Source organism: Aquimarina gracilis, assembly GCF_035285365.1.
Taxonomy (GTDB): Bacteria; Bacteroidota; Bacteroidia; order Flavobacteriales; family Flavobacteriaceae; genus Aquimarina; species Aquimarina gracilis.
Map to the genome: position 1 here is coordinate 203,876 of NZ_JAYKLX010000009.1, position 21,544 is coordinate 225,419.

Below are 21,544 nucleotides of genomic sequence, written 5' to 3' on the forward strand. Positions count from 1 at the left end.
GGAGCCAGACGGCGCGTAGGCATGTTAAATGCTTATATTTTTATCAATTAATTTTTAACAGTAGAATAATTACCCCTTTTATTCGTAATACATTTTTTACGAATGAAACGTTTATTATTTTATTCAATGTTTTTCCTGGCGGGTGTTACAATGCAGGCTCAAGAAACACAAAAAGATTCTATTCCTAACGGAATTGAAAAACTAGATGAGGTTTTAGTGAAATCTGTACGGGTAGATGCCGATTCGCCTATTACACACTCTAACCTGTCCAAAGAAGAACTAGCAGAGCGTAATCTAGGCCAGGATATAGCTACCCAGCTTAATTTTCTTCCAGGGGTTGTGACCACATCAGATGCCGGTGCAGGAATTGGATATACCGGATTTAGAGTAAGAGGAACAGGAAACCAGGGAATTAACGTCACTATCAATGGAATTCCATACAACGATGCAGAAAGTCTTACCACCTTCTTCGTTAATTTACAAGATTTTACTTCTTCTATAGAAAGTTTACAACTGCAACGGGGCGTTGGAACCTCTACAAATGGTCCCGGAGCTTTTGGGGCTAGTCTAAATATTCTTACAGATGCAATTTCCGATGAAGCCTATGGTGAAACTTCTCACTCTATAGGGTCATTTAATTCACGAAGGCACAATGTAAAATTCAGTACAGGGCTTTTAAACAATCATATCGAAATATCAGGACGTTTATCACAGATCAAATCTGATGGATATATAGATCGTGCATCATCAGATCTAAAATCGTATTTTTTACAAGGTGCATACAAAGATGAAAACACCTTGATTAAAGCAATTAATTTTGCAGGATCTGAAATTACCTATCAATCCTGGTTTGGCATTGATGGCACAACTTTAGAAAGTAATCGTACGTTTAATCCGGCAGGAGCCCGCTTTGACGATCAAGGAAATCCAGAGGGATTTCACGAACATCAGGTAGATAATTATAAACAAGATCATTATCAGTTACATTGGAATCAAAAATATAATAACAATTGGAGCTCACAACTCAGTTTGAACTATACGTATGGACGCGGTTTTTTCGAAGAATATGTCGATGATTGGTTTGAACAAAATGTCAATTTCGGTAATGAAAGTACACTGGCATTTTACGGGCTCGAAGACGTTGAAATAGGTGGAGAAACCATTACTACATCAGATATCATTAGAAGACGATGGTTGGATAATGATTTTTATGTGATAAATGCAAATGTTAATTATAAAGATACTTCCTGGGATGTGACATCCGGATTTTATGCGAGTCGCTATGATGGAGATCATTTTGGAGAAGTCATATGGGCACGTTTTGCCAGTGATTCAGAGTTGGGCGATCGGTATTACTTTGGAACAGGTGATAAGAGAGAAATGTCTGTATTTGCGAAAGGAGATTATCGTTTAAATGATCATTGGCAGTTGTATCTGGACTTACAAGGAAGGTTTATTGATTATACCACTAATGGGATCAACTCGGATATAGAAGAATTTATCATCGACGAAAATTACAGCTTTTTCAATCCCAAAGTTGGTGCAACCTACAAATTAAATGATAAAAATCAGTTTTATGCATCCTATGCACGTGCTAATCGTGAACCGAATAGAACTGATTTTGAAAACGGAAGTCCAAGACCAGAGCGGTTGGATGATTTTGAACTAGGATGGCGTCATAATAGCTCTAAACTTAACCTAAGTGTAAATGCGTATTACCTAAATTTTACAGATCAACTCGTGCTAACAGGAGCATTAGATAATGTGGGTGCACCAATACGAGCCAATAGTGGGAAAAGTTATAGGGCTGGGGTCGAAATAGATGCCGCGGTATCTTTAGGATCCAAATTTAGTATAGCGCCAAATGTGGCAATAAGCACTAATAAGAATAGAGACTTCTTTTTTCAACGAGATGGAGTACTTACAAATTTAGGAGATACAAACATTTCGTTTTCACCAAACCTCGTGGCGGCAAATACAATACAGTATCAACCTATTGATAATTTGAGAATAGGGTTTTTATCAAAATTTGTAGGCGAACAATATATGGGTAATATCGATAGTGAAACTTCTAAACTGGATAGCTTTTTTGTTAACGATCTTAATATTATTTATGAAATTAAAAACCTTCCTGTTTTCAAATCTATTGTGCTAACAGGATTAGTAAATAATGTCTTTGATGAAGAATACGTGTCCAATGGATACTTTTTTACATTTGATGATGATTTTACGAACCCAGGGACAGTTACTACGGTTGAAGGGGCTGGTTTCTATCCACAAGCCGGAATCAATTTTTTATTAGGAGCTACACTAAAATTTTAAGTAAAAAAGAGGTTAAAAATGTTTTTTTAACCTCTTTTTTTATATAAGTTCAGTACTTTTATACACATAAACTTTAGGGGTGTCCTTAAACTTTGGTTTAGGTCTGAGAAATACCCTTTGAACCTGATGCGGTTAGTACCGACGAAGGGAAAAGTTATAATCACATTTTTTATTTGTGGTTTCTCTTCTCTATGTAGATAACACTACCTAAAGTTTATGGAAATAGTTTTAAAATATGACCATAAACGTAAACAATCAACCTCGATCAATTTCAGAAAATAGTTCTATATCCAGCATGTTGGATCAGCTTGATACAACTAAGAATGGAATAGCCGTAGCCATAAATAACATCGTAATACGCAAAGACCAATGGTTAGAAACTGTACTTAAAGAAAATGATCAAGTAACCATTATTCAAGCAACACAAGGAGGCTAATAAACATTAAGTCTAAAACTCATACTATGAAGAAAAAAGATACAGCACCACAAGAAAATGTAGTAACAACCAAACCATTTCCTAATTCAAAAAAAATATATGTGCAAGGAAAAATACATCCCCAGGTTAATGTGGCGATGCGCGAAATTTTTCTTTCAGAAACAGTGGATAGCTTTACAGGGAAAAGAACTCCAAATCAACCTGTGATCGTTTATGATACCAGTGGCCCCTACACAGATCCTTCAAAAAAGATTGATGTGCATAACGGGATAGATCGAATATGTGAGCAGTGGATATTAGATAGAAACGATGTAGAAGAATTGGATAATTTTACGTCTAAATATTGTAATGAACGATTAAATGATGAGAGTTTAGACCATTTAAGATTTAATCATATTCGCAAACCCAAACGTGCAAAAAAAGGAAAAAATGTTTCGCAGATGTATTACGCCAAGCAGGGAATCATTACTCCCGAAATGGAATACGTAGCCATTCGCGAAAATCAAAAAATACAGGAGGCAAAACGATTATCAAAGCAACATCCAGGACAAGATTTTGGTGCTAATATCCCAGATGTGATTACTCCAGAGTTTGTAAGAGATGAAATAGCCAGAGGACGAGCTGTAATACCTTCAAATATTAACCATCCAGAAAGTGAACCAATGATTTTAGGAAGAAATTTTCTGGTTAAGATTAATGCCAATATTGGGAACTCGGCTACCACATCAAGTATCGAAGAAGAAGTAGAAAAAGCAGTTTGGGCATGCCGATGGGGAGCAGATAATATTATGGACCTTTCTACAGGAAAAAATATTCATGAAACAAGAGAGTGGATCATTCGAAACTCACCAGTACCAGTAGGTACAGTACCTATTTATCAAGCCCTAGAAAAAGTAAATGGTAAAGCCGAAGACCTTACTTGGGAGATTTTTAAAGATACCTTGATCGAACAAGCAGAACAAGGAGTGGATTATTTTACAATTCATGCCGGAGTTCGACTGGCATATGTGCCAATGACAGCAAAACGTATTACTGGGATTGTTTCCAGAGGAGGTTCAATAATGGCAAAATGGTGTTTGGCACATCATAAAGAAAGCTTTTTATACACACATTTTGAAGAAATATGTGAGATAATGAAAGCTTATGATGTAGCTTTTTCTTTGGGAGATGGTCTACGCCCAGGGTGTATTGCAGATGCAAATGATGAAGCACAATTTGCAGAATTAGAAACTTTAGGAGAATTAACAAAAATAGCTTGGAAACATGACGTGCAAACCTTTATCGAAGGACCCGGACATGTGCCAATGCATATGATCAAAGCCAATATGGATAAACAATTAGAGGCTTGCGGCGAAGCTCCTTTTTATACTTTAGGACCATTAACCACAGATATAGCTCCAGGGTATGATCACATAACTTCTGGAATTGGTGCCGCTATGATTGGTTGGTATGGTACAGCAATGCTTTGTTATGTTACACCAAAGGAGCATTTAGGGTTGCCAAACAAAGAAGATGTAAGGACTGGGGTAATCACTTATAAACTGGCGGCACATGCAGCAGATTTGGCCAAGGGTCATCCTGGTGCACAACATCGTGATGATGCATTGAGCAAAGCAAGATTTGAGTTTCGTTGGGAGGATCAATTTAATCTTTCACTAGATCCCGAATTGGCTAGAGAGTATCATGATGAAACACTACCTGCTGAGGGAGCAAAAATTGCACATTTTTGCAGTATGTGTGGACCTAAATTTTGTTCAATGAAAATCTCTCAAGAGGTAAGGGATTATGCTGCAAAAAAAGAAATAGATGATCAAAAAGCCCTCGAGGAAGGAATGCAAGAAAAAGCACAAGAGTTTAAAGAAAAAGGAAGCGAAGTTTATTTATAAGAAATAAAAAGATTCACGATGTTAATCATACTTACTTCAGAACGAGCGATAGAAAATGAAGCTGAACTGATCAATTTACTGTTTTCAGAAGGATTAGAACGCTTACACCTGCGGAAACCTGAATTTAGCATCAATGGCTATCGCGGGCTTTTGGATCAGATTAAGGCACAGTATTATGACCGGATTATGTTACATGAACATCATGAACTATTGCAGGAATATTCGTTACGCGGAATTCATTTGCAAGAACAAGCAAGGTTGGATTTAGGTGATGCTTTAGAAGTAACGTTGAAAGTTTATGAAAACAAAGGATTAAAAGTGTCTAGCTCTTTTCATTCAAAAGAAGATATCGTGAAATGTATGGGTCATTTTGAATACGTTTTATTAAGCCCCGTTTTTGGATCAATTTCAAAAGCAGGATACAAAGGAAAAGGATTTGATGTTACAGATCTTGATGAATATGTAATAGGTATGGGAGGCATCAATGAAAACACATTACAAGCAGCATGCGATCTTGGTTTTAAGGGTGTTGGAGTTTTGGGAGGTGTTTGGAATTCTGGAGATGTTATAGAGAGTTTCAAGATAATTTATGATAAACTAATGCAGGTAAAAAAATCATTAACATAAAGTGAAAGATCGACCTTTTGTATTAACGATTGCTGGTTTTGATCCTTCTAGTGGAGCTGGACTTACTGCCGATATTAAGACTTTTGAGGCATTGAAAGTATATGGATTGTCGGTGTGTACAACCAATACAATCCAAAATGATATTGATTTTATAGCATGTCATTGGGTTGATATAAAAGTAATCAAAACGCAAATCGAAATTCTTTTTAGTCGTTTTGAAATAGATTTTGTAAAAATTGGAATAGTGAAGGATTGGCAGGTATTGAACACGATCATTAATGTACTTTTTGAGAAGAATCCCGATATAAAGATTGTCCTGGACCCTGTATTGAAATCTAGTTCTGGTTTTGATTTTCGGAAACCTAATTCAGATGCAAAACAAAAATTCAAGATTCAATTTGAAGAGATTTTAAACAAAGTTTATTTGTTAACACCAAATTTTCAGGAGATTGAGAAATTATTTCCAGAAAAAAGCATTGCAGAAACGATAAAGCATATTAGTAGTAAAACCAATATTTTACTTAAAGGAGGACATAGAGAAAATCAAATAGGAGTTGACGAATTGTTTGTGCAAAACGATAATCATTTCATGCTAAACCCTAATGGGAAAAATATATCTGAAAAACATGGTAGCGGTTGCATACTTTCTTCGGCAATAACGGCATATTTGGCTTTGGGCTTTCCTATTCTGAAGGCTTGTTATAGGGGAAAACGATATACCGAGAAAGTTCTTAGTTCTAATAAAACCCTTCTTGGGTATCATAGAATATAGGAGTTAAGAATACAGAAGTTATGAGTAGATGAGGTAAAAAGTTAAATGTAATACAATGAATACATCAAAATCTTTTGAAGATCTAATTGTTTGGCAAAAAACACATCAGTTTGTCCTGAAAGTTTATGAACTGACACAAAATTTTCCCAATTCTGAAGTATATGGTTTATCGAATCAATTTAGAAGAGCTTCAGTTTCTATCGCAGCTAATATTGCAGAGGAGGGATATAAAAAGAAGGGAACGAAAGATAAATTAAGATTTTTTAATATAGCTCAAGGTTCTTTGGAAGAATGTAGATATTATTTAATACTTACAAGAGATTTGTCATATCAAGAAAACATAAATGAAGAGGCTGATTTGTTAGTTGAAGTTAGTGAACTTCTTAATGCTTACTGTAAAAAGATTCTTAACTCATCTACTCTTAACTCCTGAATTTTTATGGAAAAATTACAATATATATCACAGGGAAAAACACCCGATGAGCATCTTCATAATATTGAAGAAGTCTGCAAAGCAGGAGGTAAATGGATTCAACTTAGACTAAAAGATATAGACCTTGCTACAAGTGTCAATACGGCAATTAGATGTAAGGAAATTTGTGATCAATTTGGGGCAATAATGATTGTAAACGATGAGGTCGATGTTGCTAAAATTGCACGAGCACACGGTGTTCATTTGGGTTTACAAGATATGAATCCGAAAGATGCCAGGGATATGCTTGGTGACAACTTTATTATCGGAGGAACAGCAAATAACGTTAACGATTGCTTAAAGCATATTGAAGCTGGAGTTGATTATATAGGCCTGGGACCATTTAGATATACAACTACCAAGAAGAACTTAAGTCCCGTTTTGGGAGTTAAAGGGTATGAGCAAATTCTTGATACGTTTCAAAATAAAAATCTAAAGGTACCTATAGTAGCTATTGGAGGTATCGTTGAAAATGACATAAATGCCCTAATACAAACTGGGATTTCTGGAATTGCTGTTTCTGGCTTGCTTACCAATACCAAAAATTTAGAAGAAACGATTAAAAATATAAAAAACGCTTTGAGCTCTCAAGAATGGATACACTAAAAATTGCAGACAAAGAATTCTCATCTCGTTTATTTACGGGGACCGGAAAATTTAGCTCTTCAGAAATGATGAAAGAAGCTTTATTAGCTTCAGAAAGCGAATTGGTAACGGTTGCTTTAAAACGAGTTGATGTTACCGATAAAAATGATGATATTTTAAGCCACCTTGATCATTCGCGAATCAATTTATTACCTAATACTTCAGGGGTACGTGATACCAAGGAAGCTATTTTTGCAGCACAATTGGCTAGAGAAGCTTTAGAAACAAATTGGATTAAATTGGAAATTCATCCAGATCCTAAATATCTATTACCAGATCCAATAGAGACTTTAAAGGCGGCAGAAGAATTGGTAAAACTCGGCTTTATAGTAATGCCTTATATTCATGCCGATCCTGTTTTGTGTAAACGCCTAGAAGAAGTAGGAACCCAATGTGTTATGCCCTTGGGAGCTCCAATAGGTAGTAACAAAGGCCTAAAAACCTTGGATTTTCTTGAAATTATTATCGATCAGAGTAATGTACCGGTAATTGTAGATGCGGGTATAGGTAGCCCATCACATGCTGCTCAAGCAATGGAAATAGGTGCCGATGCGGTTTTAATTAATACGGCAATCGCAGTATCTCAACAACCCATTGAGATGGCAAATGCGTTTAAAATGGCTGTCGAAGCAGGGAGAATAGCTTTCAAAGCAAAGCTTGCTCCAATAAAGCAACATGCCGAAGCCAGTAGCCCCTTAACAAGTTTTTTAAATGAATAGCTTTAAAGATATATTTGATCAATATAGCTGGAATGAAACACTTTTTAGTATTCTTTCTAAGACAGAAGATGATGTAATTAGTGCTTTAAACAACCAAAAACGTAATCTTGAAGATTTCAAAGCATTAGTTTCTCCTGCTGCAAAACCCTATTTAGAAGATATGGCCCGGCAAAGTAAGAGTATTACAAAAAAACGTTTTGGAAATACAATCCAGATGTATGCGCCTATGTATTTGAGTAACGAATGTCAAAATATATGTACATACTGCGGTTTTAGTATAACCAACAAAATTCCTAGAAGAACATTAACCAATGAAGAAATTCTAAAGGAGGTTGATTTCCTGAAATCCAAAGGATATAATCATATTCTTTTGGTTACGGGAGAAGCAAATAAAACTGTTGGAGTTGAATATATCAACAATGCTATTCAGCTTATACAATCAAAATTTGCGAATATCACGATAGAAGTGCAACCCCTGGATAAGGAAGATTATGAGTTATTAATAGAAAGTGGCTTATATGCTGTGTTAGTCTATCAAGAGACTTATCACAAGTCAGCATATAAAAAACATCACCCTAAAGGAAAAAAATCCAATTTCGATTATAGGTTAGAAACCCCCGATAGATTAGGTCGCGCAGGTATTCATAAAATAGGATTAGGAGCTCTTTTTGGACTTGAAGATTGGAGAGTGGATAGCTTTTATACTGCTTTACATCTTCAATACTTGCAAAAAACCTATTGGAAGACTAAATATTCTATATCATTTCCAAGATTGAGACCTTTTAGTGGGGGATTAGAACCTAAGGTTGAGATGACCGATAGCGATCTTGTTCAATTGATTTGCGCATATCGATTATTGGATGAGGATGTCGAATTATCGATATCAACTCGAGAAAGCGAAGTGTTCAGAGAAAACATTGTCAATTTGGGGATAACTTCTATAAGTGCAGAATCAAAAACAAATCCTGGGGGATATAGTGTGGAACCACAATCTTTGGAACAGTTTGAAATTTCCGATCAGAGACCAACAGAAACGATCGTAGAAATGCTAAAGGCCAAAGGACTTGAGGTGGTGTGGAAAGATTGGGCCCATAACTGGCAATAGATATTCGGTGCTGTATTAATTTGTGATTGTTAATACATTGCCACTTTTTGATATTCTATATGCTAATAAGGGGAACCCACCTTCACCTTGGATTTGCTGTCCAAATGAAGTGATTTCATAAATATTTTCATTCCCATCGCAATTAGAAGAAGCTCTAGAACCTTCAACAGTTAAAGTAGAACAAGACAGATTGGGATCTACATTAGGGTCACTAAGCTCATAAGCAAAAAACTGCCTGTCATCCTGGTTATAAATAATCACTCCTTTGATACCTCTACCTTCTGTTCTTTCTACAAAAATTCCTCCCGGAAACCCAAGGTTGTCATATTGAGGTAGGTTAAGGTTGATTTGAAAGTTTACAGATACATTTGGTAAAAAAGGATTGACCTGGCGATCATCACTACTACATGACAATATTAAAGTAATACATATCAAAAACACTATCTTTTTCATAACGCTGTTATTGTTTTGCCAAATTACGTAAATTTGTATTCTTCAGTAAATTTTTTGTTATCTTTGAATAACAAATCCCATTTCTATGGGATTTTTTGTATTTATATAAACGATGAAGTTATGAGCAAAGTATCTTATTACACTGCAGAGGGGCTAAAAAAATTAAGAGACGAATTAAATCATCTTAAAGATATTGAACGCCCAAAGGCATCACAGGCTATTGCCGAGGCAAGAGATAAAGGAGACTTAAGTGAAAATGCCGAGTATGATGCTGCAAAAGAAGCTCAAGGTCTATTGGAAATGAGAATTTCTAAACTTGAGGAAACATTGGCCGGTGCACGTTTAATTGATGAATCCCAATTAGATACTTCTAAAGTATTAATTCACTCTACCGTGAAGATTAAAAATCAAATCAATGGGGCAGAGATGACCTATAAGCTAGTGGCGCAAAGTGAAGCAGATCTCAAGACCGGGAAAATTTCGGTAGACTCGCCAATTGGTAAGGGTTTATTGGGGAAAAGCGTAGGAGAGGTAGCCGAGATTCAGGTTCCTAACGGAATTATGAAGTTTGATGTCGTAGAGATTACAAGAGAATAAAGATTACTTATCACTAATGTTAAAAGCCTTTTTTGTACCAAAAAAAGGCTTTTTTATGATTTTTTCTTACAAATAAATAAACTATATTTCGAGACTAATAATCCAACTAAACTTTATTAAATGCCTACCCTATTCACTAAAATTATTAATGGTGAAATTCCTTCTTATAAAATTGCCGAAGATGAGAATTTCTATGCCTTTTTAGACATTCACCCAAATGCCAAGGGGCATACCCTATGCATTCCTAAAAAGGAAGAAGATAAATTATTCGACCTTGATGACGAAACGTATCTTGGTTTAATGAGTTTTTCCCGGAAAGTAGCCAAAGCTATAGAAAAAACAGTACCATGTAAACGTGTGGGTGTTGCTGTTGTGGGATTAGAAGTGCCGCATGTGCACGTACATCTAATACCTTTAAACCAAATGAAAGAAATGACCTTTGAACATAAAATTTCTATGTCCGCTTCAGATTTTGAAGCATTAGCTTTAGAAATTCAATCGAATTTTTAGGAGATGCCAAATTCTGAATTTAAACTGTCTTTAACGCTTCGAATTGATTGGAGCGAAATGGATACTTATATGCATGTAAATAATGTGAATTTTATGAAATACATGCAAAGTGCACGAGTTCAGTTTTGGGACGTTACAGGATTGGCGAAGCTTTATGAAGAAACCAAAAAAGGACCTATGCTTGTTTCTACTAAATGTGATTTTAGACATCCTCTGTTTTTTCCTGGAAACGTAATAATAAAAACGAAAGTAGAGTTCATAAAAAACTCAAGTTTTGGGTTGTATCATAAACTTTATAATGATGAAGGTGTGCTTTGTGCCGAAGGACATGATGTGGCAGTTTGCTTTGATTTTAATACTGATAAGACGTTTAAAATTACATCTGAGTTGCGCGAGATAATGGAAAAATATTAATTTAAGAAGGTAACCCTAATAATTCTGGATGATATAAATAGATATATCCAGCAGCCAAAATTAGAATTACGACTATAACTAAGAAATAGGACAAACCAGTGAATTTTAATGATCCAGGAAGGGCCGTAATTGTTTTTTTGTGGTAGTCATAAACACGTTCTATGTCTGTTGTCCATTGTCCAGGGTAGATAGTGTTTTCGCATTTTCCACATTCAATACTTTCGAATACATTTTTTTTTGTCCTAATCAAAAGTTTTGACTTTTGTTTTTCTTGTTTAAATGAAAGCACCATTCCGTCATTAGAGTAGCACTCTGGACAATTATTGGTAAGTTTTGTTTCTTTTAAAATAATATATTCACTTTTCACAATATCTTAATTTGGCATCTCAATGAGATATAACGTGTGGGAAGAAATATTGTTATATTATTTTGGGATAAATAAAACGGGGTTAAAAAGGTGATCAAACAGTTGTGCCAGATTTACGAAAAGTAATCTGAAAGGTAGTGCCCTTATTAATTTCTGATCGTAATACTTTAATTCTACCAAGATGATATTCTTCAATGATTCTCTTTGCAAGAGATAATCCAAGTCCCCAACCCCTACTTTTTGAGGTATACCCGGGCTCAAAGATTTTCGTAAATTTTCCTTTCGGAATTCCCTTACCTGTATCTTTTATATGTATAAATACACGTTTCGCATCATCGGTAAGGTCAATTTTTAGGTCTCCTTTACCCCTCATAGCATCAATTGCATTTTTTACCAGATTTTCTATAGTCCAACTGTATAATTGAGAATTAAGCGATACGTAAATAGGTTTTTCTGGTAACTCGAGTGAAAAATTAATGAGCTTTGAACTTCTTGATTGCAAATAGGTGTATGCATCTCTAGTTTCCTGAACAATATCAATTTCTTCTAGATTAGGAATAGAACCGATTTTAGAAAAGCGTTCGGTAATTACTTTTAATCGTGCGATGTCTTTTTCTATTTCAGTAATATATTCTGGATTCACATTTTCGGCTTTTAAAATTTCGTTCCATCCGACCAATGAGGATAGTGGTGTGCCGATTTGATGCGCTGTTTCCTTGGCCATACCCGCCCAAAGCTTATTTTGCTCACTAGCTTTTGAGGTAGTGAAAAAGAAATATATCACCCCGATTAATAGGAATAGAATTAAAGCAATGGCCAGGGGGTAGTATTTTAGTTTATTTAAAATATCCGAATGGCCATAATATATATATTGAACAGTTCCTTTCAGATCTAATTCGATAGGTTTGTTTTCCGATTTTAGTTTATTAAGATATGATTTTAACTTTCTCTCATTTTCGATTAGAGTTTCAGATAAATTTTGAAAGTAACTAGGATCGGGTTTACCAATAGAATCTCTAATAAAATCACCTTGGGAGTCTGTAATAATAATAGGGATTGATCTATTTGTAGCTCCAATTAAAATAGATAATTCGAGATAGTCATCAGATTGTTCGCTGTTTAATGCCTTTTGTGATTGGGCCCATATTTCTATCTTGGTACGTTCATCATCTTTTAGACGTTGAAGAAACAAAGATGTGCTCCATAATACAAGAGCAGTGATTACTACAACGGCAATGATTATAAAATAACTAGAGAAATTACGCTCGTCAGAGAAATTCATAAAAGATGTTAATCAAATCTTAATTATAAACGGTTTTAAACAATTTTATTGTCTACAAAATATAACATTAAAACTTGTTTTCACCGTAATTGGGAGACCAAACTTTAATTATCTTTGTTCAATATAAAACAAATTATGGTTACAATTAACCCTTCAGAGGTTTCTACAGGAAAATTACATGGTCTTATGTTGGGCGCAATTGGTCCCAGACCTATTGCTTTTGCAAGTACAATAGATAGTAATGGTAATCCAAATTTATCTCCTTTTAGTTTTTTTAATGTGTTTAGTGCAAATCCGCCGATTCTTATATTTTCGCCAGCCAGAAGAGTAAGAGATAACACTACAAAACATACATTAGAGAATGCAGCAATTACCAAAGAGGTTGTTGTAAATATCGTGAATTATGATATTGTTCAGCAAATGTCATTATCCAGTACAGAATACCCAAAGGGTATTAACGAATTTGTTAAGGCGGGACTTACTATGGTGCCTTCAGAAAGGATTAAACCTTCTCGTGTGGGAGAATCTCCTGTTCAGTTTGAATGTAAAGTAAACGATATTGTTCCTATGGGCAAAGAAGGAGGTGCCGGTAATCTTATTATTTGCGAAGTAGTGTTGATGCATATTAACGAAGATGTTTTAGATAAAGACGACAGAATCGATCAACACAAGATTGATCAGGTAGCACGTATGGGAGGCAATTGGTATACAAGAGCTAACAAGGGGATGTTTGAGGTCCCTAAACCGCTTAGTACAATAGGAATAGGTATAGATTCGTTACCAAAAGATATTAAGAATAGTTCTGTTTTTACTGGTAATGACTTGGGGAAACTAGCCAATGTACAGGCAATACCAACAAAGACTGATGCTTTGAATTTTGTTAATAACCAAGGGGATATAAAGACGAAAATCGAGCAGGCAAACCAGATAGAAATTCATAAATTTGCAAAGCAATATCTAGATCAGGATGATATAGATGTGGCATGGAATATTTTATCAGCAAAATTATAATACAGTATAGATGGAAGTACAAGGTAAAGTAAAGATGGTAGGTGAGACTCAAACCTTTGGTAGTAATGGTTTTAGAAAAAGAGAGATCGTTGTAACTACAGATGAGCAATATCCACAGCATATTATGGTAGAATTCATACAAGATAAGTGTGATTTGCTAAATAATTTTCAAGTAGGACAGGATGTAAAAATCAGCATTAATCTACGTGGTCGTGAATGGGTGAATCCGCAAGGAGAAACCAAGTATTTTAATTCAATTCAAGGTTGGAGAATTGAAAGCCTGCAACCAGCTGCTCCTGCCGCTGCTGCAATGCCTCCAACGCCTCCTGCTGATGCTTTCGAACCAGCAACCGATTTTTCTGAAGAAGATCATGACGATTTACCATTTTAGGTAAATAATAAATGTCATCCTAAGCTCGTCAAAGTATTGTCGAGGTATAAAGTAAAAAGTCCGATAGAAATATCGGACTTTTCATATTGTGGTTTTAGGTTAACCTTTTAATAAAACTCAAAAAAGCAATGATGAACAAAATTTATCTTAAAAGGTCCTAACAAATATTGCGATTTTTTTGGTCAATTCAAACAACTGATTGATATTTAACGTTGTATACTAATAGACATAGGTTTTGTATATTCTAACAGATGTAATACAGTTTCCGCCCGCCGATCATGCTGATATTGATGGATTATTAGCGATAGGAGGAGATTTGTCTGTAAACAGGCTATTAGAAGCTTACAACAACGGTGTTTTTCCCTGGTATAGTTCTGATCAACCCATATTATGGTTTAGTCCCAACCCAAGAATGGTACTCTTTCCAGAAGAACTGAAGATTAGCAAAAGTATGCGTCAGCTCATTAGGAAAGAGCAATTTGAGGTAACTTTTAATAAAGATTTTGAGAAGGTAATAGATAATTGCGCCACTATTAAACGCACAGATCAGGAAGGAACATGGATAACAAACGAAATGCAAATGGCATATGCCGAATTGCATAAATTGGGTTATGTGATCTCTGTTGAGGTATGGGAAAAAGAAGAACTGGTTGGGGGATTATATGGTGTTTGGCTTGCCGATAAAAAAGTTTTTTGTGGTGAAAGTATGTTTAGTAGGGTGAGTAATGCTTCAAAATATGGTTTTATAAAATTGGTAGAATGGTTAATACAAAAGCAAGTAAAATTAATTGACTGCCAAGTGTATACAGAGCATTTGGCAAGCTTAGGGGCTAGAGAAATCCCAAGAGAAGAGTTTTTAAAGTTTTTAAAATAAGATGGCATGTTTATTCATAATTTAGGATTAGAAAATTCGGTTTTAAATCAATTTGTATTAGAACTTAGAGATGTCGAAATACAAAAGGATAGTATGCGTTTCAGAAAAAATATTGAGCGCATAGGAGAAATATTAGGTTATGAACTTAGCAAAACATTGCATTATAAAGACAAAATTATACAAACACCCTTAGGGGCAAAAAAAGTGTCTATTCCTGAAGAAGAGCTTGTACTGTGTTCAATTCTAAGGGCGGGATTACCTTTACATCAAGGGTTGTTGAATTATTTTGACAAAGCCGAAAACGCCTATATCTCGGCATATCGAGATCATAAAGATAGTGAAGGGGATGAGGACCATTTTGAAGTGGTGGTAAACTATTTGGCTTCTCCCTCGCAACAAGACAAAACCTTGATTTTAGCCGATCCTATGTTGGCAACCGGAAAAACATTAGAGAATACATATCGAGCAATGAAAGGGCATGGAAAACCAAAACAAATACATATCGTTTCGGTAATTGGATCAGAACAAGGAGTATCATATGCAAAAAATGTATTTCCAGAAAATACACACTTATGGATAGCTGCAATAGACGAAAAATTAAGTAGTCGTAGTTATATCGTTCCTGGGTTGGGTGATGCGGGTGATTTGTCTTTTGGAGTAAAGTTATAAGTAATATGTTTATTGTCTTTCGACAATCTTTTGAGTGCTAACGAATTAATTATGCGCTAGATTCGAAAAAATCAGTTTTCTTTTCAATTCGTTAGCACTATAATAATATAAAAAAACAGACTTTTTAGTTTTCAGTAAAAGATTGAGTTAATTTCTCTCCGTTTACACTTGTGCCGAGTGCTTCCATTGCGACTATTGGATTCCAAAAATCTATATAACTAAAGATTTTTCCTTCATCTGTCGTTTTTACAATTGAAATGTATTTTTGTTGATATGGATTCCCTGTAGAAAGTGCAATACCATTACTCTCAAATTCTGCTATTACCAAATTAGGGTTCGCTGTAGGATGAAAGAAAAGGTTTATAAATTCTACTTTGAAATGCTTTGGGAAATTTTTCATGTACTCATACAAGGCCTTTTTTCCTTCTATTTTTTTAGGAAATCCTTGTGGTCCGTAAGGAAATTCAAGAATTCCGTTTTCTGTAAATAAATTAACCCATTCTCTTATTTTACCACTAGAGAGATAGGTTAAGTGACTTCTAAATGTTTGCTGTGCTGTGTTTTGAATTTCTGTGTTCATTTTGCAATTTATTTCTTGTTTATATAAACAAAAATAAATCGCAAAGTGCTATAAAACAATAGGTTACTGCAAAGTAAGGTAGTTACCTTTTGGTTGGAATTTGTAATAGATTTAGTTAATCAGCTGATTTTTTTTTACTATTTTTTTCATAAAGATCTCGAATCGTAGTTTCATTTTCCAAAGACCATATAAACAGACTGTCCAAAGGGTTAATCAAAGTCTTACCAAATTCTGTAAGAGAATACTCTACTTTTGGAGGTACAACAGGGTAGATTTTCTTGGTAACAATTTTAAATGACAATAGTTTTTTTAATGTCTGGGATAAAACTTTAGATGAAATTCCTATGACTTCTTCTTGTATTTGGTGTGTTCTCTTTTTTTCCTTAATTAGGGACATAATTACTAATAATGTCCATTTGTTTCCAATCAACTGTAGTGATTGGTGTATAATACAGTTTTTGTCAAACCTTGATTTGATATCTACAGCTTTTTCGATGCGACTTTTCTTTTTTTCTTCATTGGTCATAATTCAAAAAAAATTTTTAATTTAATCATTCCCCAGTTTTTCTTCAATTCGGTATAATCACCTTTATTATACTTCATTATACCTAAAACAATCAACAGCATGATCATTTACCATTCCTATGGCCTGCATAAAGGCATACATGACTGTGGAGCCTACAAACTTGAAGCCTCGTTTTTTTAGATCTTTACTAATTTTATCAGAAATCTCTGTAGTAGCAGGATTTTCCTTATGATGTTTCCAACTATTCTTGATAGGTATACCGTTAACAAAACTCCAGATATAGGTATCAAAACTGCCAAATTCTTCTTGAATTTTGATAAAGTTTTGCGCATTGGTGATTGCGGCATTAACTTTTAGCTTATTACGAATAATACCAGCATTTTGAAGCAGTTCTTCTTTTTTTCCTTCGTCATATTGGGCAATAATCTTGTAATCAAAATTATCAAAAGCTAGTCTGAAATTTTCTCTTTTTCGTAAAATAGTAATCCAGCTTAATCCTGCTTGAAAGGTTTCTAAAACCAAAAATTCGAATAGAAGTTGTTCATCATGCAAGGGAACACCCCATTCGTTATCATGATAAGATTCATAAAGCGAATCACCAACACACCAACCACATCTGACTTTTGTCATAGTTTAAATTTAGAGGCATAAATATATTACTTTCGCAATCAAAATTATGGTTCGTAAGTTTTAAAAATAAAAAACGTCTTATATCATAACATTTATGAAAAGGTCTATGAAAACAACTACAAAAGTAAACGAGTTAATCGAGCAAGGAATCAACAAATCATATACATATCAAGAATACAAAACACTAGTTAGTAGTCTATTGTCTGAAGGAAAATCTACTGGACATGAGCAATCTGAAGCCCTTACAAACTATAGTATGCTTAATGATCGCCGAATGAAACGATTGGACAAAACCCTGAAAATTGATGAAAAAGTAAAAGAAGCCTTTTCTAATGTAAACACCAAAGTCACATGGTTGGTTTTATCTGAAGGTTGGTGTGGCGATGCTGCACAATCATTACCTGTGATTAATAAACTTGCAGAGTTAAATGAAGGTATTAACCTAAGAATTGTTTCAAGAGACGATCATGATGAATTAATGAATAACTTTTTAACCAATGGTGGAAAAGCAATACCGAAACTTATCGCGTATGACACAGAAAGTAAAAAAGTACTAAATTCTTGGGGCCCCAGACCTTCTGTAGCCACCAAAGCAGTAAATACCTATAAGGCAAAATACGGGAAACTTGATCCAGAATTTAAACAAAACTTACAAGTTTGGTATAATAAGGATAAAGGAGTGAATATAGCAGAAGATTTATTAGAATTACTATAACACTCGCTTAATTACTATAATTGAAATAATAAGTAATAGATCCTTCTTGCTCCTCTATGGTTGTTCTAGAAAAAAGTGCTTGTCTGGCATATTCCATAGCATTATCAAAAAGACATTCATTACGCGTTGTTGATGCTTTTTTATCTACTTTTGCATCGATAACATATCCGTTTTTATTCACCTCAATTTTCACAACAACTTTTCCGTTTCCATTGCAAGTATATACAGGATTGGGTAATTCAAGGGCTTTTCTTCCTTTTAGGTTATAGGTAAGTGAGCTATTTCTATTATTAGTTTCTTCTTCCTCTAACTCTTTTTCTTCTTTTTTGGCTTCTTCATTTTCCTTGTCTTCCAAAGGAACCTCACTGTCTTCATTGGTCAATGTTTCTTCGCTTTGTGCCAATTCTTCAGATTCCATTAAGGACTTTATTCGCTCCTCGATCTCATCATGATCTTCAAAATCTTCATTGTAGGCATTATGGGTTCTTTGGGATGGGTCAAGTTGTCTGTTTTCCTGGGCGATTAGTTCTTCTTCAGGTTGTTGCTCTTCTTCCTGTTCAGCCAGGAACTCCTCAGGGATTTCCATTAAGATTTCAGATTGCTCCTTTTGCTTCTTAATCATGTTGATATTGTACAAGCTAAGAACAAAAATACCCATTAACATAGATGTGATAATCAAGGCTTTATGTTTTTCTATAAACTCCATAAGTGAATGTATAACTACTTTTTTTAAACAATATTATTACGTAGTTTCAATTTTTGTTGGTAACTGCTTTTCAAAAGAAGTTATAGTAACAGCATTTTCAACAGAAAATGCTCCTATTTTGGTCCTTCGTAAAGCAGTTAAGTGCCCCCCACTTTGTAAAGTTTTCCCGAAATCGTGTGCTAATGATCGTATGTATGTTCCTTTACTACAAACTACTCTGAAATCTACCTCAGGCAATGCTATTCTGGTAATTTCAAACTGGTTTATAGTAATTTTTCGTGCTTTTATTTCTACTTTTTCGCCTTCTCTGGCATATTCATATAATCGCTTCCCATCCTTTTTTAATGCTGAAAAGACGGGGGGATATTGTTCTATCTCACCAATGAATTGAGAAGTAGCTTCTTTAATATTTTGTTCAGAAATATGATCAATAGGAAAAGTTTGGTCAATTTCTGTCTCGAGGTCATAAGAAGGAGTAGTAGCTCCAAGGGTAATGGTACCCGTATATTCTTTTATTTGTCCTTGAAATTCGGGAATACGTTTTGTGAATTTTCCAGTACAGATCACCAAAAGTCCAGATGCCAATGGGTCTAAAGTTCCAGCATGCCCTACTTTAATTTTTTTGATTCTGAAGTTCTTTCGAATAAGCCAACGAAGTTTATTTACAACCTGGAAAGAAGTCCATTGTAACGGCTTATCGATCAAAATAATTTGACCGTCTCTATAATCTTGTTCGGTTAACATTATGTATGGGGCTATTTAATAAAACCAAAACCGATGGCCAGTAAGCCAACAAGAATACAATATACGGCAAAATAAGTTAATTTGCTCTTTTTTACCAGAGAAATCATCCATGTACAAGCAAAAAGACCAGAAATAAATGCAGCGACAAAACCTAGAGAAATGGCAACAGTGTTTTCTGACGAAAAACTAAGGTCGCCGCTTAAGATATCTTTGGCGATCTTTCCAAAAATCAACGGAATAACCATCAAAAAAGAAAAACGTGCTGCCTTGGTTTTGTCATTACCCAATAGCACCGATGTAGAAATGGTAGCACCACTTCTAGAGATTCCTGGTAGCATGGCAATAGCTTGTGCAATACCAATCACAAAAGCATTTGAAAAGCTTACAGGTTTACGAGTGCTCATGGCTTTGTCGGCAAACCAAAGCAAAGCTGCCGTAATAATAAGCATAAAACCAACAAACATTATATTGCCTCCAAAGAGCTTTTCTAATTGTTCTTCAAAAAATAATCCAACAATTACAGCTGGAATCATAGAGATAATGATTTTGATAGAGAAAAGAGTCTCTTCGTTTTTTTTGAATTGTAATAATCCACTTATAATCTCCCAAATATCTTTTCTGAAGACAACTATGGTGCTTAATGCCGTAGCAAAATGAAGCACAACCGTAAAAAGTAAAGATTCCTCGGGGATGCTAGTATCACCTAGGATAGCTTTTCCTAATTCTAAATGACCGCTAGACGAAACAGGTAAAAACTCTGTAAGGCCTTGTACAATTCCTAAAATGATTGCATCAATGATTTCCATGTGTATCTATTCTCAAAATGAGCGACAAAAGTACTCTTTTGAAACTAAATTCAGAAAAAATATCTTTTTCGCTCTTTTTTGAGAATGATACTTCAAAAATTACTTTTGTAATTCTTCCAGATCGGAAATAATAGCATTCAGATTTCTTAGATAATTTCCATACATTAATTCTGTGGTGACCCTGTATATTGATGTAAATAATAATGAAACCATTAACAAACAGCCTATAGAAACCAGTAAGGTTTTACCAATTTCCTGGTTAGATATCATTTCTTGAAACCAGGGGACATCTTTGAAATATATAAGACATCCAATTGCTACTGCAAAGGGGGCTGCAAAAGCAAACACTTTGGTGTATGATTTTATAATATTCCTGATACAGTTTTTATAACTTACGAGATAGGTATAACTGCTGGTATTGAGTTCAAGTTTTTCTAAAGGATTCAAAGCTCTTTTGTTTAAATAAAAAAGTGATATCAGTAATAAAAATAAATAGGCACCCAATGCTATTTTACCAAAGTATAAACATCCTAGCAAACCAATAATCGCTATTGGTATAATGGCTTGGTTATCATTTTTATACGTTTGCTTGATTTTTTCTACCAAAAGCATGGATTTTTTATTGTACAATGCTTCAATTTTTGGAGCTAGAATTGATTCTTGATTCAAAAAGCCCTCTTTCCAAATGTTTTCAATTGATTTTTCCATCTAATAATTTTTTTAATCGTTCTTTAATTCTGTTAATTCTTACACCTATATTATTTGCAGTGGCGCCTGTTATTTCTGCAATTTCTTTATAGGATTTTTCTTCTAAATAAAGTAGGATAACTGCTCTATCGATTTCAGATAATTTTTTGATTGCAGCATACAAAATATTAAGGGACTCATTAGAAAAAAAGGCGTTCTCATTTTCATCGATTACTACAGGTAAGTCTGAAACATGCTGAACTTTTTTCTTTTTTTTGAGTAATGTAAGACAAACATTAAGTGTTAATCTGTATACCCAAGTCGACCAGGTGGATTGCCTCCTGAAATTATTTTTGCTTTTCCATATTTGAAGACAAACTTCTTGAAAATAATCTTCAAAATCTTCTTGAGTGTCTGTATAGGCTCTGCAAATTTTGACAATAATCCCTTCACAGGGAATAATTGATTGCTTGTAAAAATCGTTGCTCACTACTTTGTTTTATTGATTTAGTGGCAGAGAAGGAAGATTATTACACCCTACAACAATAAAAATTTATTGGACAAGGGGAATATGGGTGTAAGTAATTGTTTTTCATTG

General features: G+C 34.5%; 28 protein-coding genes and 1 riboswitch. Of the genes, 17 read left to right on the plus strand and 11 right to left on the minus strand.

From position 1 onward, the window contains the following. Positions 1-102: 102 nt before the first annotated feature. From U6A24_RS19100 to thiH, 9 genes are all read left to right on the plus strand, one after another. Positions 103-2,322 carry a TonB-dependent receptor gene (locus tag U6A24_RS19100; RefSeq protein ID WP_324181614.1) on the plus strand — a complete coding sequence of 740 codons (2,220 nt, stop codon included), beginning with the start codon at positions 103-105 and terminating at the stop codon, positions 2,320-2,322. A 65-nt stretch (positions 2,323-2,387) separates the two neighbouring features. Beyond that, a riboswitch (TPP riboswitch) is annotated at positions 2,388-2,489 on the plus strand. A gap of 68 nt (positions 2,490-2,557) precedes the next feature. After that, positions 2,558-2,758: a sulfur carrier protein ThiS gene (thiS, locus tag U6A24_RS19105; RefSeq protein ID WP_324181615.1), complete on the plus strand. Its 201-nt coding sequence runs from the start codon at positions 2,558-2,560 to the stop codon at positions 2,756-2,758. A gap of 26 nt (positions 2,759-2,784) precedes the next feature. Continuing rightward, positions 2,785-4,644 (plus strand): phosphomethylpyrimidine synthase ThiC, encoded by a 1,860-nt coding sequence (gene thiC / locus U6A24_RS19110; RefSeq protein WP_324181616.1) that lies wholly within the window; start codon positions 2,785-2,787, stop codon positions 4,642-4,644. Positions 4,645-4,662: 18 nt separating this feature from the next. Then, the gene (locus U6A24_RS19115) at positions 4,663-5,271 is read left to right on the plus strand and encodes a thiamine phosphate synthase (protein WP_324181617.1); all 609 of its coding nucleotides are present in this window, start codon (positions 4,663-4,665) and stop codon (positions 5,269-5,271) included. Position 5,272: 1 nt separating this feature from the next. Next, complete coding sequence (locus U6A24_RS19120; RefSeq protein ID WP_324181618.1) at positions 5,273-6,043, plus strand: hydroxymethylpyrimidine/phosphomethylpyrimidine kinase; 771 nt, start codon at positions 5,273-5,275, stop codon at positions 6,041-6,043. 55 nt (positions 6,044-6,098) lie between these two features. Next, positions 6,099-6,476, plus strand: a complete 378-nt coding sequence (locus U6A24_RS19125; RefSeq protein ID WP_324181619.1) for a four helix bundle protein — start codon at positions 6,099-6,101, stop codon at positions 6,474-6,476. 6 nt (positions 6,477-6,482) lie between these two features. Continuing rightward, positions 6,483-7,121, plus strand: coding sequence for a thiamine phosphate synthase (locus U6A24_RS19130; RefSeq protein ID WP_324181620.1), 639 nt, complete (start codon positions 6,483-6,485; stop codon positions 7,119-7,121). Further along, positions 7,109-7,879, plus strand: coding sequence for a thiazole synthase (locus U6A24_RS19135; RefSeq protein WP_324181621.1), 771 nt, complete (start codon positions 7,109-7,111; stop codon positions 7,877-7,879). Before U6A24_RS19130 ends, U6A24_RS19135 begins: the two co-directional genes overlap by 13 nt. Further along, positions 7,872-8,984, plus strand: a complete 1,113-nt coding sequence (thiH, locus tag U6A24_RS19140) for a 2-iminoacetate synthase ThiH (RefSeq protein ID WP_324181622.1) — start codon at positions 7,872-7,874, stop codon at positions 8,982-8,984. The genes U6A24_RS19135 and thiH overlap by 8 nt, the downstream gene beginning before the upstream one ends. A 15-nt stretch (positions 8,985-8,999) precedes the next feature. Here thiH and U6A24_RS19145 read toward each other — a convergent pair whose 3' ends face one another. Next, on the minus strand, positions 9,000-9,437 hold the full coding sequence (locus tag U6A24_RS19145) for a hypothetical protein (RefSeq protein WP_324181623.1): 438 nt from the start codon (positions 9,435-9,437) through the stop codon (positions 9,000-9,002). 120 nt (positions 9,438-9,557) lie between these two features. On the opposite strand from U6A24_RS19145, the gene greA reads away from it, so the two are divergent. The 3 genes from greA to U6A24_RS19160 all read left to right on the plus strand — a co-directional run bounded on the left by greA (position 9,558) and on the right by U6A24_RS19160 (position 10,958). After that, a complete protein-coding gene (gene greA / locus U6A24_RS19150; protein ID WP_324181624.1) occupies positions 9,558-10,034 on the plus strand; it encodes a transcription elongation factor GreA in 477 nt (158 codons plus the stop codon). Between the two features lie 120 nt (positions 10,035-10,154). Next, positions 10,155-10,544 (plus strand): HIT family protein, encoded by a 390-nt coding sequence (locus U6A24_RS19155; RefSeq protein ID WP_324181625.1) that lies wholly within the window; start codon positions 10,155-10,157, stop codon positions 10,542-10,544. 3 nt (positions 10,545-10,547) lie between these two features. Next, positions 10,548-10,958 (plus strand): acyl-CoA thioesterase, encoded by a 411-nt coding sequence (locus U6A24_RS19160; protein WP_324181626.1) that lies wholly within the window; start codon positions 10,548-10,550, stop codon positions 10,956-10,958. Position 10,959: 1 nt separating this feature from the next. Here U6A24_RS19160 and U6A24_RS19165 read toward each other — a convergent pair whose 3' ends face one another. Together U6A24_RS19165 and U6A24_RS19170 are read right to left on the minus strand one after the other, a co-directional pair. After that, a complete protein-coding gene (locus tag U6A24_RS19165) occupies positions 10,960-11,325 on the minus strand; it encodes a hypothetical protein (protein ID WP_324181627.1) in 366 nt (121 codons plus the stop codon). 94 nt (positions 11,326-11,419) lie between these two features. Next, positions 11,420-12,607, minus strand: a complete 1,188-nt coding sequence (locus U6A24_RS19170) for a sensor histidine kinase (RefSeq protein ID WP_324181628.1) — start codon at positions 12,605-12,607, stop codon at positions 11,420-11,422. A 135-nt stretch (positions 12,608-12,742) separates the two neighbouring features. Between U6A24_RS19170 and U6A24_RS19175 the strand changes: the two genes are divergently transcribed. From U6A24_RS19175 to upp, 4 genes are all read left to right on the plus strand, one after another. Then, a complete protein-coding gene (locus U6A24_RS19175) occupies positions 12,743-13,618 on the plus strand; it encodes a flavin reductase family protein (protein ID WP_324181629.1) in 876 nt (291 codons plus the stop codon). A gap of 10 nt (positions 13,619-13,628) precedes the next feature. Then, complete coding sequence (locus tag U6A24_RS19180; RefSeq protein WP_324181630.1) at positions 13,629-14,009, plus strand: DUF3127 domain-containing protein; 381 nt, start codon at positions 13,629-13,631, stop codon at positions 14,007-14,009. 235 nt (positions 14,010-14,244) lie between these two features. Further along, positions 14,245-14,883 (plus strand): leucyl/phenylalanyl-tRNA--protein transferase, encoded by a 639-nt coding sequence (gene aat / locus U6A24_RS19185; RefSeq protein WP_324181631.1) that lies wholly within the window; start codon positions 14,245-14,247, stop codon positions 14,881-14,883. Between the two features lie 6 nt (positions 14,884-14,889). Next, a complete protein-coding gene (gene upp / locus U6A24_RS19190) occupies positions 14,890-15,552 on the plus strand; it encodes a uracil phosphoribosyltransferase (RefSeq protein ID WP_324181632.1) in 663 nt (220 codons plus the stop codon). A gap of 124 nt (positions 15,553-15,676) precedes the next feature. Here upp and U6A24_RS19195 read toward each other — a convergent pair whose 3' ends face one another. The 3 genes from U6A24_RS19195 to U6A24_RS19205 form a co-directional block, all read right to left on the minus strand. Then, positions 15,677-16,132: a nuclear transport factor 2 family protein gene (locus U6A24_RS19195; RefSeq protein ID WP_324181633.1), complete on the minus strand. Its 456-nt coding sequence runs from the start codon at positions 16,130-16,132 to the stop codon at positions 15,677-15,679. A gap of 115 nt (positions 16,133-16,247) precedes the next feature. Next, a complete protein-coding gene (locus U6A24_RS19200; RefSeq protein WP_324181634.1) occupies positions 16,248-16,658 on the minus strand; it encodes a winged helix-turn-helix transcriptional regulator in 411 nt (136 codons plus the stop codon). Positions 16,659-16,724: 66 nt separating this feature from the next. Beyond that, a complete protein-coding gene (locus U6A24_RS19205; protein WP_324181635.1) occupies positions 16,725-17,288 on the minus strand; it encodes a DNA-3-methyladenine glycosylase I in 564 nt (187 codons plus the stop codon). 106 nt (positions 17,289-17,394) lie between these two features. On the opposite strand from U6A24_RS19205, the gene U6A24_RS19210 reads away from it, so the two are divergent. Continuing rightward, complete coding sequence (locus tag U6A24_RS19210) at positions 17,395-18,003, plus strand: thioredoxin family protein (RefSeq protein ID WP_324181636.1); 609 nt, start codon at positions 17,395-17,397, stop codon at positions 18,001-18,003. 7 nt (positions 18,004-18,010) lie between these two features. Here U6A24_RS19210 and U6A24_RS19215 read toward each other — a convergent pair whose 3' ends face one another. The 5 genes from U6A24_RS19215 to U6A24_RS19235 all read right to left on the minus strand — a co-directional run bounded on the left by U6A24_RS19215 (position 18,011) and on the right by U6A24_RS19235 (position 21,436). Then, positions 18,011-18,709: an energy transducer TonB gene (locus tag U6A24_RS19215; protein ID WP_324181637.1), complete on the minus strand. Its 699-nt coding sequence runs from the start codon at positions 18,707-18,709 to the stop codon at positions 18,011-18,013. Positions 18,710-18,745: 36 nt separating this feature from the next. Beyond that, positions 18,746-19,453, minus strand: a complete 708-nt coding sequence (truB, locus tag U6A24_RS19220) for a tRNA pseudouridine(55) synthase TruB (protein WP_324181638.1) — start codon at positions 19,451-19,453, stop codon at positions 18,746-18,748. Positions 19,454-19,464: 11 nt separating this feature from the next. Then, positions 19,465-20,259, minus strand: a complete 795-nt coding sequence (locus U6A24_RS19225) for an undecaprenyl-diphosphate phosphatase (protein ID WP_324181639.1) — start codon at positions 20,257-20,259, stop codon at positions 19,465-19,467. A gap of 99 nt (positions 20,260-20,358) precedes the next feature. Beyond that, entirely contained in the window at positions 20,359-20,967 is a 609-nt protein-coding gene (locus U6A24_RS19230) for a hypothetical protein (protein ID WP_324181640.1), read from the minus strand. Beyond that, positions 20,951-21,436, minus strand: coding sequence for an RNA polymerase sigma factor (locus U6A24_RS19235; protein WP_324181641.1), 486 nt, complete (start codon positions 21,434-21,436; stop codon positions 20,951-20,953). Before U6A24_RS19235 ends, U6A24_RS19230 begins: the two co-directional genes overlap by 17 nt. Between the last annotated feature and the right edge of the window lie 108 nt (positions 21,437-21,544).

Bases quoted from the DNA above. Each gene is read 5' to 3' on its own strand.
- U6A24_RS19215 (WP_324181637.1), bottom strand. From the start codon at position 18,709: ATGGAGTTTATAGAAAAACATAAAGCCTTGATTATCACATCTATGTTA.
- U6A24_RS19180 (WP_324181630.1), top strand. From the start codon at position 13,629: ATGGAAGTACAAGGTAAAGTAAAGATGGTAGGTGAGACTCAAACCTTT.
- U6A24_RS19205 (WP_324181635.1), bottom strand. From the start codon at position 17,288: ATGACAAAAGTCAGATGTGGTTGGTGTGTTGGTGATTCGCTTTATGAA.
- U6A24_RS19130 (WP_324181620.1), top strand. From the start codon at position 6,483: ATGGAAAAATTACAATATATATCACAGGGAAAAACACCCGATGAGCAT.
- upp (WP_324181632.1), top strand. From the start codon at position 14,890: ATGTTTATTCATAATTTAGGATTAGAAAATTCGGTTTTAAATCAATTT.
- U6A24_RS19210 (WP_324181636.1), top strand. From the start codon at position 17,395: ATGAAAACAACTACAAAAGTAAACGAGTTAATCGAGCAAGGAATCAAC.
- truB (WP_324181638.1), bottom strand. From the start codon at position 19,453: ATGTTAACCGAACAAGATTATAGAGACGGTCAAATTATTTTGATCGAT.
- U6A24_RS19125 (WP_324181619.1), top strand. From the start codon at position 6,099: ATGAATACATCAAAATCTTTTGAAGATCTAATTGTTTGGCAAAAAACA.
- U6A24_RS19155 (WP_324181625.1), top strand. From the start codon at position 10,155: ATGCCTACCCTATTCACTAAAATTATTAATGGTGAAATTCCTTCTTAT.
- U6A24_RS19200 (WP_324181634.1), bottom strand. From the start codon at position 16,658: ATGACCAATGAAGAAAAAAAGAAAAGTCGCATCGAAAAAGCTGTAGAT.
- thiH (WP_324181622.1), top strand. From the start codon at position 7,872: ATGAATAGCTTTAAAGATATATTTGATCAATATAGCTGGAATGAAACA.
- U6A24_RS19135 (WP_324181621.1), top strand. From the start codon at position 7,109: ATGGATACACTAAAAATTGCAGACAAAGAATTCTCATCTCGTTTATTT.
- U6A24_RS19160 (WP_324181626.1), top strand. From the start codon at position 10,548: ATGCCAAATTCTGAATTTAAACTGTCTTTAACGCTTCGAATTGATTGG.
- U6A24_RS19145 (WP_324181623.1), bottom strand. From the start codon at position 9,437: ATGAAAAAGATAGTGTTTTTGATATGTATTACTTTAATATTGTCATGT.
- U6A24_RS19170 (WP_324181628.1), bottom strand. From the start codon at position 12,607: ATGAATTTCTCTGACGAGCGTAATTTCTCTAGTTATTTTATAATCATT.
- U6A24_RS19195 (WP_324181633.1), bottom strand. From the start codon at position 16,132: ATGAACACAGAAATTCAAAACACAGCACAGCAAACATTTAGAAGTCAC.
- thiC (WP_324181616.1), top strand. From the start codon at position 2,785: ATGAAGAAAAAAGATACAGCACCACAAGAAAATGTAGTAACAACCAAA.
- U6A24_RS19175 (WP_324181629.1), top strand. From the start codon at position 12,743: ATGGTTACAATTAACCCTTCAGAGGTTTCTACAGGAAAATTACATGGT.
- thiS (WP_324181615.1), top strand. From the start codon at position 2,558: ATGACCATAAACGTAAACAATCAACCTCGATCAATTTCAGAAAATAGT.
- U6A24_RS19115 (WP_324181617.1), top strand. From the start codon at position 4,663: ATGTTAATCATACTTACTTCAGAACGAGCGATAGAAAATGAAGCTGAA.
- U6A24_RS19230 (WP_324181640.1), bottom strand. From the start codon at position 20,967: ATGGAAAAATCAATTGAAAACATTTGGAAAGAGGGCTTTTTGAATCAA.
- greA (WP_324181624.1), top strand. From the start codon at position 9,558: ATGAGCAAAGTATCTTATTACACTGCAGAGGGGCTAAAAAAATTAAGA.
- U6A24_RS19225 (WP_324181639.1), bottom strand. From the start codon at position 20,259: ATGGAAATCATTGATGCAATCATTTTAGGAATTGTACAAGGCCTTACA.
- U6A24_RS19100 (WP_324181614.1), top strand. From the start codon at position 103: ATGAAACGTTTATTATTTTATTCAATGTTTTTCCTGGCGGGTGTTACA.